Source organism: Candidatus Andeanibacterium sp. (genome assembly GCF_057143545.1).
Map to the genome: position 1 here is coordinate 1 of NZ_DBNHSF010000197.1, position 10,353 is coordinate 10,353.

Annotated in this window: 11 protein-coding genes; 7 read left to right on the forward strand and 4 right to left on the reverse strand. The window is 64.9% G+C overall.

Annotated elements, in window-relative coordinates; all coding sequences use genetic code 11:
- Both ubiB and AC16XC_RS11560 read right to left on the reverse strand, forming a co-directional pair.
- A partial coding sequence (gene ubiB / locus AC16XC_RS11555) for a 2-polyprenylphenol 6-hydroxylase (RefSeq protein WP_484034807.1) occupies positions 1-1,352 on the reverse strand: 1,352 nt, incomplete at its 3' end.
- Positions 1,353-1,434: 82 nt separating this feature from the next.
- On the reverse strand, positions 1,435-2,166 hold the full coding sequence (locus AC16XC_RS11560) for a class I SAM-dependent methyltransferase (protein ID WP_484034808.1): 732 nt from the start codon (positions 2,164-2,166) through the stop codon (positions 1,435-1,437).
- A gap of 54 nt (positions 2,167-2,220) precedes the next feature.
- Between AC16XC_RS11560 and mutM the strand changes: the two genes are divergently transcribed.
- The 4 genes from mutM (at position 2,221) to AC16XC_RS11580 (ending at position 6,228) form a co-directional block, all read left to right on the forward strand.
- On the forward strand, positions 2,221-3,030 hold the full coding sequence (mutM, locus tag AC16XC_RS11565; RefSeq protein WP_484034809.1) for a bifunctional DNA-formamidopyrimidine glycosylase/DNA-(apurinic or apyrimidinic site) lyase: 810 nt from the start codon (positions 2,221-2,223) through the stop codon (positions 3,028-3,030).
- Positions 3,031-3,187: 157 nt separating this feature from the next.
- Positions 3,188-3,448, forward strand: a complete 261-nt coding sequence (rpsT, locus tag AC16XC_RS11570; protein WP_484034810.1) for a 30S ribosomal protein S20 — start codon at positions 3,188-3,190, stop codon at positions 3,446-3,448.
- 490 nt (positions 3,449-3,938) lie between these two features.
- A complete protein-coding gene (gene dnaA, locus AC16XC_RS11575) occupies positions 3,939-5,363 on the forward strand; it encodes a chromosomal replication initiator protein DnaA (protein WP_484034811.1) in 1,425 nt (474 codons plus the stop codon).
- Between the two features lie 88 nt (positions 5,364-5,451).
- Entirely contained in the window at positions 5,452-6,228 is a 777-nt protein-coding gene (locus AC16XC_RS11580) for a HesA/MoeB/ThiF family protein (RefSeq protein WP_484034812.1), read from the forward strand.
- Positions 6,229-6,396: 168 nt separating this feature from the next.
- On the opposite strand, the gene AC16XC_RS11585 is transcribed toward AC16XC_RS11580, so the two are convergent.
- Positions 6,397-7,104 carry an NAD-dependent deacylase gene (locus AC16XC_RS11585; RefSeq protein WP_484034813.1) on the reverse strand — a complete coding sequence of 236 codons (708 nt, stop codon included), beginning with the start codon at positions 7,102-7,104 and terminating at the stop codon, positions 6,397-6,399.
- A 99-nt stretch (positions 7,105-7,203) separates the two neighbouring features.
- Between AC16XC_RS11585 and dapB the strand changes: the two genes are divergently transcribed.
- The 3 genes from dapB to nth are packed head-to-tail and all read left to right on the forward strand — an operon-like array spanning position 7,204 to position 9,478.
- Complete coding sequence (gene dapB / locus AC16XC_RS11590) at positions 7,204-7,944, forward strand: 4-hydroxy-tetrahydrodipicolinate reductase (protein WP_484034814.1); 741 nt, start codon at positions 7,204-7,206, stop codon at positions 7,942-7,944.
- 3 nt (positions 7,945-7,947) lie between these two features.
- Positions 7,948-8,808, forward strand: a complete 861-nt coding sequence (locus tag AC16XC_RS11595) for an ion transporter (protein WP_484034815.1) — start codon at positions 7,948-7,950, stop codon at positions 8,806-8,808.
- Entirely contained in the window at positions 8,798-9,478 is a 681-nt protein-coding gene (gene nth, locus AC16XC_RS11600) for an endonuclease III (protein WP_484034816.1), read from the forward strand. Before AC16XC_RS11595 ends, nth begins: the two co-directional genes overlap by 11 nt.
- Here the strand turns inward: nth and dapE are convergent.
- Positions 9,445-10,353 (reverse strand): succinyl-diaminopimelate desuccinylase (dapE, locus tag AC16XC_RS11605; protein WP_484034817.1); only part of this gene is annotated, 909 nt, incomplete at its 5' end. The genes nth and dapE overlap by 34 nt on opposite strands.

Here is a 10,353-nt window from a genome sequence, read left to right on the forward strand (position 1 = left end):
AGCGTCTCGCTATCCTCGCGCAGCCGGTCGGCGAGCGCGGCCTCGGGGCCGAGCTCGTCCCTGATCCAGGCCTTCACGAACGGGCCGGAAACGTCCCACATATTGATCGCGGGATGGAGCTGGGTCGCGACCCCTTCGACCATCACCATGGTCTTTTGCAGCAGCAGCAGATGCGGCTGGGTCTGCATGTCGAAATCGCGGGTGATCGCGAACAGCCCGTCGAGCATCTGGCCCACGGAAAGTTCGGAAACCGGCTTGCCGCGCATCGGCTCGCCGACCGCGCGCAGAGCGGTGGCGAATTCGCCGACATTGTGGTGCGAAGGCACATATTGCGCTTCGAAATGGATCTCGGCGACGCGCTGGTAATTTCCGGTGGTGAGGCCGTAGAGGATCTCGGCGAGCCATTGCCGCGCGCGCCGGTCGATCCGCCCCATGATCCCGAAATCGATCGCCGCGATCGTCCCGTCGGGACGCACGAACAGGTTCCCCTGGTGCATGTCGGCATGGAAGAAGCCGGCGCTGATCGCCTGGGTGAGGAAGGCCAGCACCAGCCGTTGGGCGAGCAGCGGCAAATCGTGTCCGGCGGCCTTGAGCGCCGCGACGTCGCTGATCTTGATCCCGTCGATCCATTCGAGCGTGAGCACGCGGCCATTGGTGCGGTCCCAGTCGATGGCGGGGATCGCGTAGCCCTGGAAGCCCTTCATCCCGTCGGCGAGTTCGCTGGCGGAGGCGGCCTCGCGCCGCAAGTCGAGCTCGCGATTGGTCCAGCGCTTGAAATTCTCGATCGTCAGCCGCGGACGCAAGCGAGCCGCCTCGCCGCCGAAGGACTCGAGATGCGCCGCGGCCCATTCATAGGTCTCGATATCCCGCGCGAAGCGGCGGCGGATACCGGGACGCAGCACCTTGACGGCGACGGTCTTGCCTTCGCTCGTCACTGCCTTGTGGACCTGCGCGATCGAGGCGGCGCCGACCGGCTCCGGGTCGATACTTTCGAACAATTCCCCGACCGGCCGCCCGAAGCTGTTCTCGATCTCCGTGCGGATCGCTTCGAAGCTCTCGGGCGGGAGCTGGTCCTGCAGCGTGAGGAGATTGGTCGCCGCGTCCTCGCCGACGAGGTCCGGCCGGGTCGCGAGCGACTGGCCGAGCTTGATCGCCGCCGGGCCGATCGCCTTGAACGCGGTGGCATAATCGGGCCCGTCCGGCTGGAACGTGCCGAAGCGGGCGAGCTTTACCAGGCGCTGGACCTGCGGCGGGGTGTTGGGGTCCTGTTCGATCCCGCGCAGCGCGCCGTGCTTGGCGAGGGTCCTCCCCCATTTGAGCAGGCGGCAGATATGGGTGATCGGGCGGGTCACTGCAGGCGAGTCCCCGCGCAGGCGGGGACCTCCATCCACTTATGCATTGCCTGGGGAGAGAGACCCCCGCCTTCGCGGCGGCTCACGTCTTCCACCCCGAATGGATCGCGACCAAGCCGCCCATGATCGGCTCGACCCGCGTCTGGCTGAACCCGGCGGCGCGGATCATCCGCTCGAACTCTTCCATCGTCGGAAAGCGCCGAATCGATTCGACCAGGTAGCGATAGCTGTCCTCGTCATGCGCGATCGCCTTGCCGATCTTGGGCACGAGCCTGTGCGAATAGAGGTCGTAGGCTTCCTTGAAGCCGGGCCATTCGGTGCTCGAAAACTCGAGGCAGAAGAAGCGCCCGCCATGTTTGAGCACACGGAAGGCCTCGCTGATCGCCTTGTCGATATGGGTGACGTTCCTGATCCCGAACGCGATCGTATAGGCATCGAAGAAGCGACTTGGGAAAGACAGCTCCTCGGCATTCTGGCGCGACCAGACAAGGCTATTGAAACCGCGCTTGATCGCCCGCTCGATCCCGACATCGAGCATCTCCTGGTTGATGTCGGACACCGTGACGCTGGCGCCCCTCGCGGCCAGGCGGAAGGCGATGTCGCCGGTGCCGCCGGCCATGTCGAGGATTGCCTCGCCCGGTTGCGGTTTCACCCGGCGGACGAAGCGATCCTTCCACAGCCGATGCATGCCGACCGACATCGCATCGTTCATGAGGTCGTATTTCTTCGCCACGCCCGAGAACACCTCGCCCACGCGGCGGGTCTTTTCCTCGGGGCTCACGTCTTCGTAGCCGAAGGATACGTCTTCGCTCATGCGCCGCGCTTTAGGGGAGTTTCAGCGGGTGGCAAAGCCTGTTACGGGCCGCAGATGCCGGAACTGCCCGAAGTCGAAACCACTGTCCGCGGGCTCGCCCGATATCTCGAGGGCGAGCGGATCGCGCGCGTTGCGGTGAACCGGCCCGACCTCAGGCGGCCGTTCCCGCCCGACCTCGTCCAGGCACTGACCGGCGCGCGCGTCACCTCGCTCGGGCGCCGCGCCAAATACGGCCTGGTTCATACCGACCGCGGACAGAGCATGGTCTTCCATCTCGGGATGAGCGGCCGCTGGCGGATCGATCCCGCTGCGATCGACAGACACGACCATCTCGTGATCGAAACCGCCGGCCACCGGTTTGCGCTCAACGATGCGCGACGATTCGGATCGGTCGACCTGGTCCCGAGCGATGCGCTCGAGAGCTGGCCGCAATTCGCCGCGATGGGTCCCGAACCGCTCGGCGAGGAGCTCACGGCGCAACACCTCAAGGATATGCTCAGGGGACGCAAGCAGGCGATCAAGCTGCTGTTGCTCGACCAGAAAATCGTCGCCGGGCTCGGCAATATCTATGTCTGCGAGGCGCTCTATCGGGCCGGCATCTCGCCGCGCCGCGCGGGCGGGAAGGTGACCCGAGCCGCGCTCGAGAGGCTGGTCCCGGCGATCAGGGATGTCCTTGCCGAAGCGATCGAAGCCGGAGGCTCGACCCTGCGCGACTATGCCCGGCCCGACGGCCAGCTCGGCTATTTCTCCAAGCGCTTCGAGGTCTATGACCGCGAAGGGCTTGCATGCCGCTGCGGCAGCCTGATCAGGCGCTTCCCGCAAGGCGGCAGGTCGACCTGGTTCTGCCCCGCCTGCCAGAGATAGGCGGATGGTTGACGATTCGGGCCTTGGCGGCTAAGGGCCGCGCTTCTTGCGGAAGGGACCGGTTCCCGATCCGCAATTTGCACCAGTTTGAAATCGGGAAAGGGCGCTCCACCCAGTTTGGCGTGGCCCATACGAAGGACAGAGTCGAAGGATCGAAATGGCCAATACGCCACAAGCCAAGAAGCGCATCCGCCGCAATAATCGCCGGGCGGAAATCAACACCGCACGCATGAGCCGCATCCGCAGCTTCGTGAAGAAGGTCGAGGCCGCGATTGCCGGTGGCGACAGGAAGCTGGCCGCCGATGCGCTCCAGGCCGCCCAGCCCGAACTGGCTCGCGGCGTTGCCCGCGGCATCCTCCACAAGAACACGGCCGCGCGGAAGATGTCGCGCCTCTCGAAACGAATCGCGGCACTCTGATTCGCAGCTCCGGAAGCTCGCCTCCGGGAACGAAATTGGAACGGGGCGGGTGTTGCATTCACCCGCCTTTTTTGCATCCGCGAAACGACAAAAAAGCGATCTTGCCTAACTATCGGTAATCCCACGATTCGCGGCACTGCACCCTGGAAACCCGTTTAATATCAAGGCTTTCAACGCAAGCCTGCGGGTCACGTACCTGTCAACCCTGTATATTTCAGTTTTTTTACGATCGGCCCCTTGCCGATTACTTGGGGGCGCGCTTAAACCTAAATCAGCAGGCGGCGAGTCCGGTGCCTGCTCCAACATTCGAGACGATCAAATTCGGGTTCCGCGAAGGGGGATGGCGGGCCGTGGCGGAGCATTGCTTCAGCCAGATCCGGAGGAAATCGCAAGGGGGAAACGTCAAACCAGGGCGGGGCAGATTTCGATGATTCGAGTGGGACCACACGGCGATCGTTCAGCGGCGGCAGGCGACAAGAGGGAAGACAATGTGAACGAGGACCAGGAGGCGTTGGACCTCGCGGCCGACTGGGCCGACATCAGCCAGGGCCTGCGCAAGGATCTCGGTCACCAGTTGCACAGCCAATGGATCAGGCCGATCCAGCTGGGCAGCTTCGAAAAGGACAGCGGGACGCTCAACCTTTTCCTGCCGACCGAATTTTCCGCCAATTGGGTCAGGGACCGATTCGCCGACCGGCTTTCGCTCGCCTGGAAGATCGCCCGCAGCGAAATTCGCAAGGTCAATATCGAGGTCCACCCCGGACGCCGCCAGCTGGGCGATGTCGCGCTGGGCGGCCTTGACCGGTTCGGCCGCGCCGCCGCGAACGACGCCATCGAGCCCGGCGCGATGACGCTAGCCGCCGGGACGATCGGCGAACAGGGCTTTACCACCTCGATCGGGCTCGACCCTTCGTTGACGTTCGCCGCCTTCGTCACCGGCACGACCAACATCCTCGCGTTCAACGCTGCGGAGCGCATGTCGAAGGCCGAGAAGCCGCAGTTCAGCCCGCTCTACCTCAAGGCGGCTACCGGCCAGGGCAAGACCCACCTGTTGCACGCGATCGGGCATGCGTATCTCTCGGCCCATCCGCGCGCGCGCATCTTCTACTGCTCGGCCGAACGCTTCATGGTCGAATTCGTCCAGGCATTGCGCCAGAACGAAATGATCGAATTCAAGGCGCGGCTGCGCGGCTTCGACCTGCTGCTGGTCGACGACATCCAGTTCATCATCGGCAAGGCCTCGGCGCAGGAAGAGCTGCTCTACACGATCGACGCGCTGCTGGCCGAAGGCAAGCGGCTGGTGTTCGCGGCCGACCGCGCGCCCCAGGCGCTCGACGGGGTCGAACAGCGCCTGCTCAGCCGCCTCTCGATGGGGCTCGTCGCCGATATCATGCCGGCCGATATCGAACTGCGCCGCACGATCCTCGAATCCAAGCTTACCCGCTTCGCGCCGCTGGAAGTCCCGGCGGACGTGATCGAGTTCCTGGCCCGGACGATCAACCGCAATGTGCGGGAACTGGTGGGGGGTCTCAACAAGCTGATCGCCTATGCGCAGCTGACGGGCCAGGAAGTCTCGCTCCAACTGGCCGAGGAGCAGCTGACCGATATCCTCTCGGCCAACCGCCGGCGGATCACGATCGACGAGATCCAGCGCACGGTGTGCCAGTTCTACCGCGTCGACCGCTCGGAAATGTCTTCGAAGCGCCGGGCACGGGCAGTGGTCCGCCCGCGCCAGGTGGCGATGTATCTGGCCAAGGTGCTGACGCCGCGGAGCTATCCCGAGATCGGGCGCAAATTCGGCGGGCGCGATCACTCGACCGTGATCCATGCGGTGCGTCTGATCGAGGATTTGCGCAAGCGCGATGCCGATATGGATGGCGATGTGCGTAGCCTGTTGAGACAGCTGGAAAGCTGATGGTTACTGTGCGGGAAATCCACTGACGGCCCACCGGCCGCGCACAGCCCTGTCGACAGGTACCGCACTCCTTATATACAACTTCTCCATGAGCCTGTCCCCGGACCGCCTGGACCGCTTTGCGCGCCATATCGTGCTGCCCGAGTTCGGCGGCGCGGGGCAGGTTGCGCTTGCCAACGCCCATGTGGCGCTGGTCGGGCTCGGAGGGATCGGATCGCCCGTGCTGCAATATCTGGCGGGCGCAGGGATCGGGAAATTCACACTGATCGACGACGGCCGGGTCGAACTCACCAACCTCCAGCGCCAGACGATCTTCCGCGAGAGCGACCTTGGCGAATTGAAGGTCGAGCAGGCGGCCTCGTGGCTCCAGAAATTCGATCCGGTCATCGAAGTGCTGGTGCTCGATGTGCGAATCGAACGGAGCAATGCCAAGGCGCTGATCGGCAGCGCGGACCTGGTGATCGACGGGACCGACAATTTCGCCACCCGCCTCGCCGTATCGGATGCCTGCGTCGCCGATGGCGTACCGCTGGTCAGCGCAGCTGTCGGGCGGTTCCAGGGCCAGGTCGCGGCCTTTGCCGGGCATCTGCCGGGCCACAGCTGCTACCGCTGTTTCGTCGGCGATGCCTTCGATGCCGACGATTGCGACACCTGCGCCGAGGATGGCATGCTCGGCGCGATGGCCGGCTGGGTCGGCACATTTGCCGCGCTGCAGGCGGTCCGGGTCCTGCTCGACGGGGTGAGCGCGCTCGGCGATCCGCAATGGGGCAAGCTCCATGTGCTCGACGGGCACCAGCCTGGCATGCGCACGCTCAATATTGCCAAGGATCCCGGCTGCCGGGCGTGCCAATCGGGCGACGCATAACTCCCCGAATTTCCACCGGGTTGGGATTTGTCATTGATCTGCAATAGTTGGTTGCATAAGATACCAATGCGACCCGAAGGGTGAATTGGCCATTCCGATTCGCTCTCTAGAAGGCCCCTGCCCCGGCGGGGGCCTTTTTTTGGGTCGATCCAGGGCGGCAGCCGAATCCTATTCTTGCAGCAATTGCCCCACCCATTCGGGCACCAGCTCGCTTGCCGGGCCAAGCCTTGTCTCGTCGAACAAATGCGAGCCCTGGCTCGTCTCGAGATTGAGTTCCAATGTCGCGACGCCATGTTCGCGCGCCTGCTGAACGAAGCCCGCCGCCGGATAGACAGCGCCCGAAGTGCCGATCGAGACGAACAGGTCGGCCCGGGCAATCGCGTGGAAGATCTCGCCCATGCGATAAGGCATTTCCCCGAACCAGACGATGTCGGGACGCAAGGCCCGCTCGCCGCAGGCGGGACAGGGCGGACCGCCGGAGAGATTCCCGGTCCAGCGATGGCGCACATCGCAGTGGGTGCACCAGGCCGAGAGCGCTTCGCCATGCATGTGCAGCACCCGGCTCGCCCCGCCCCGCTCGTGCAAATCATCGATATTCTGGGTCACGATCAGCAATTCGCGACCCGTCTCCCTGGCCCAGGCCCGGTCGAGCGCGCCTAGCGCCAGATGCGCGGCATTGGGCTCGGCCGCCTGCACCTGCACCCGCCGCTCGTCATAGAAGCGCTGGACCAGCGCCGGATCGCGGTGGAATCCCTCGGGCGAAGCGACATCCTCGACCCGGTGATCCTCCCACAATCCGTCGGACGCGCGAAAGGTCCTCAGGCCGCTTTCGGCGCTGATCCCGGCGCCGGTGAGAATCACGATGTTCTTGACCATTATGCAATTTTCCGTTTGCCCTGAGCCTGTCGAAGGGCTGTTCTTCTACTTGAAGAAAGTGCAGGGCTTCGACAAGCTCGGCCCGGACGGGGAGAAAACGTGGCAAGGATCGGAATCATCGGCAGCGAAGGGCGCATGGGCCAGGCGATGCGGCAGGCGATCGAAGCTACGGGGCACGAGCTGGCCGGCGGAGTCGACCGCGACGGATCGGTCGGACCGCTCGCCAACGCCAGCGATGTGCTGGTGGACTTTTCCGCGCCCGGTGCGCTGGTCGCCAATCTCGGCGCTGCAAGGGTCGCGGGCATTCCGATTGTTATCGGAACCACCGGTCTCGACCAGGGCCATCACACCGCGATCGACGATGCCGCCAGGGCGATCGCCATCCTGCAAACCGGCAATACCTCGCTCGGCATCACCCTGCTCGCGCACCTGGCGCGCGAGGCCGCCAGCCGGCTCGGCGACGACTGGGATATCGAGATCGTCGAGATGCATCACCGGATGAAGGCCGATGCCCCTTCGGGGACGGCGCTGCTGCTGGGCGAGGCCGTCGCCCGCGCACGCGGGATCGAGCTTGCCCAGGCCGCCGAACGCGGACGCGGCAACGGCTTCGGCATCAAATCCGATCTGCGCAAGCGCGGTGCGATCGGATTTGCCTCGCTGCGCGGCGGGACCGTGGCCGGCGACCATTCGGTAATCCTGGCTGGGAACGAAGAGCGAATCACGCTTTCGCACAGCGCCGAGAACCGCATGATCTTTGCCAGGGGGGCGGTGAGGGCCGCCGAATGGCTGATCGGCAGGGAAGCCGGGCGCTACACCATGCCCCAGGTGCTGGGGCTCTGACGAATGAGCCTGCGCGAGACGACCTACCACAAGCTCTTCGTCGGCGCCGGCGACAGCGGGCGGCTTTCGGTGGTCAATCTCTTCCTGGTGGTGGTGATCCTGGCTGCGGTGGCGGTCTCGATCGCCGGGACCGAACCGATGGTGCAGGAGCACTATCACGACCTCATCATCGGGCTCGAGATCACCTTCGGAGTGGTGTTCACCATCGAATATCTCGCCAGGGTGTGGTGCATCGCGGATTCCGAGCGGCCGGGAAGCGCGTGGTCCAAGCGGTTGCGCTTCGTTTTTTCGCCGCTGGCGATCATCGACCTGGTGGTGATCGTGACGTCGCTTCTGCCGTTCTTCTTCGCCGATGTCGCGGTGCTGCGCTTGTTGCGGCTGTTGCGAATCATCGCGCTCGCCAAATTCACCCGCTTCAACCATGCGATCGAGGAAATCTCGGTGGCGGTGTGGGGCCGGCGTTACGAGCTGATCGTCACGATCTCGCTCGCCTGGGTACTGATCCTGCTCGGCGCGGTGGCGCTGTTCTGGGCCGAGCACGAAGCCCAGCCCGAGGAATTCGGCAGCGTGCTGCGCTCGCTGTGGTGGGCGGTAATCACCATGACCACGGTCGGCTACGGCGACGTCACGCCGATTACCCCGCTGGGCAAGGTGCTGGGCGCAGGGGTGGCGCTGTGCGGGGTGGCACTGGTAGCGATGCCGGCCGGCATCATGGCCGCGGCCTTCACCGATTCGATGCAGAAGAAGCGCGAGGCGCAGCACCAGCTTGCGGTAAAGAAACAGATCGAGAAACTCGAACGCCGGGCGGACGAGGCGGAGCGGCGCGCGAACACCGCCGAGGACGAGGCGCGGCGTGACCCGTGACGCGATTTTCGAGTTCTTCCGCCTGCTCGCCGAACTCGATCCCGCCCCCGAAACCGAGCTCGAATTCGGCAATGTCTACCAGCTGCTCGTGGCCGTTGTGCTCTCTGCCCAGGCGACCGATGCCGGGGTGAACAAGGCGACCCGCGCACTCTTCGCCAGCGTCAAGTCTCCGCAGGAGATGGTCGATCTCGGCGAGGAGGGCCTCAAGCGGCACATCAAAACGATCGGCCTGTTCAACTCGAAGGCGAAGAACGTGATCGCGCTGTCGGAAAGGCTGGTCGCCGAGCATGACGGATTGGTGCCGCAGGATCGCGATGCCCTCACCGCCCTGCCCGGCGTCGGGCGCAAGACCGCCAATGTGGTGCTCAATTGCGCTTTCGGGCAGGAAACCTTCGCGGTCGACACCCATGTCTTCCGCGTCTGCAACCGCACCGGCCTCGCCAGGGGCAAGACCCCGGACAAGGTCGAGGCACTGCTGGAAAAGCGCGTGCCGCAGCCGTTCCGTCGCCACGCCCACCACTGGCTGATCCTGCTCGGCCGCTACATTTGCAAGGCCAGGCGGCCCGAATGCTGGCGCTGCCCGGTGGTGGAACAATGCGGCTTCAAGGCGAAGGAGCTGGTGGCTCCGGCGAAGCGTCAGGCGAGCGCCGCGAGCGCAATCCGGCGATAGATCCGCGCCAGCGTCTCGAGATCGGCCAGGGCGACCGCTTCGTCCGTCTTGTGCATGGTCGCGTTGCACAGCCCAAACTCGATCACCGGACACAAATCCTTGAGGAAGCGGGCATCCGATGTCCCGCCGCTGGTCGAAGCTTCGGGGACGATGCCGGTTTCCTGCTCGACCGCCTTGGCGATCATGTCGGAGAACCTGCCCGGCGGCGTGAGGAAGGGCTCGCCCGAGATCACCGGATGCGCGGTCCCGCCATGGCGCTCGGCGATTCCCGCCACCAGCTGCGCGATCTCCGCGCCGCTGTGACGATCGTTGAAGCGGACCGAGATCCGCGCGCGCGCCTTTGCAGGAATGACATTATGCGCCGGATTGCCGACTTCGATCTCGGTCACTTCGAGATTGCTTGGCTGGAACCACTCGGTCCCCTGGTCGAGCTCGAGCGCGTTGAGCTCGGCCAGCATCGAAACCAGCGGCGTGATCGGATTGTCGGCAAGGTGCGGATAGGCGACATGGCCCTGGCTACCCTCGACTTCGAGCCAGATATTGACCGATCCCCTTCGCCCGATCTTCATCGTATCGCCCAGGCGATGGACCGACGTCGGTTCGCCGACCAGGCACAGGTCGGGAATCTCGCCGATTGCGCGAATGTGCTCGATCAGCGCGCGGGTGCCGTAAACGGCCGGCCCTTCCTCGTCGCCGGTGATAATGAAGCTCGACGTTCCGGCAGCTTGCGGGATCTCGCGCAAGGCGGCGACCATCGCCGCTACCGCACCCTTCATGTCGACCGCACCGCGCCCGTGCAGCAAGTCGCCGCGCCGTTCCGGCGCAAACGGCCCGCTCGACCAGCCTTCGCCCGGAGGAACGACGTCGAGATGGCC

Excerpts from the sequence above, each read along its gene's own strand:
- AC16XC_RS11560 (WP_484034808.1), bottom strand. The coding sequence starts at position 2,166 with ATGAGCGAAGACGTATCCTTCGGCTACGAAGACGTGAGCCCCGAGGAA.
- mutM (WP_484034809.1), top strand. The coding sequence starts at position 2,221 with ATGCCGGAACTGCCCGAAGTCGAAACCACTGTCCGCGGGCTCGCCCGA.
- rpsT (WP_484034810.1), top strand. The coding sequence starts at position 3,188 with ATGGCCAATACGCCACAAGCCAAGAAGCGCATCCGCCGCAATAATCGC.
- AC16XC_RS11580 (WP_484034812.1), top strand. The coding sequence starts at position 5,452 with ATGAGCCTGTCCCCGGACCGCCTGGACCGCTTTGCGCGCCATATCGTG.
- AC16XC_RS11585 (WP_484034813.1), bottom strand. The coding sequence starts at position 7,104 with ATGGTCAAGAACATCGTGATTCTCACCGGCGCCGGGATCAGCGCCGAA.
- AC16XC_RS11595 (WP_484034815.1), top strand. The coding sequence starts at position 7,948 with ATGAGCCTGCGCGAGACGACCTACCACAAGCTCTTCGTCGGCGCCGGC.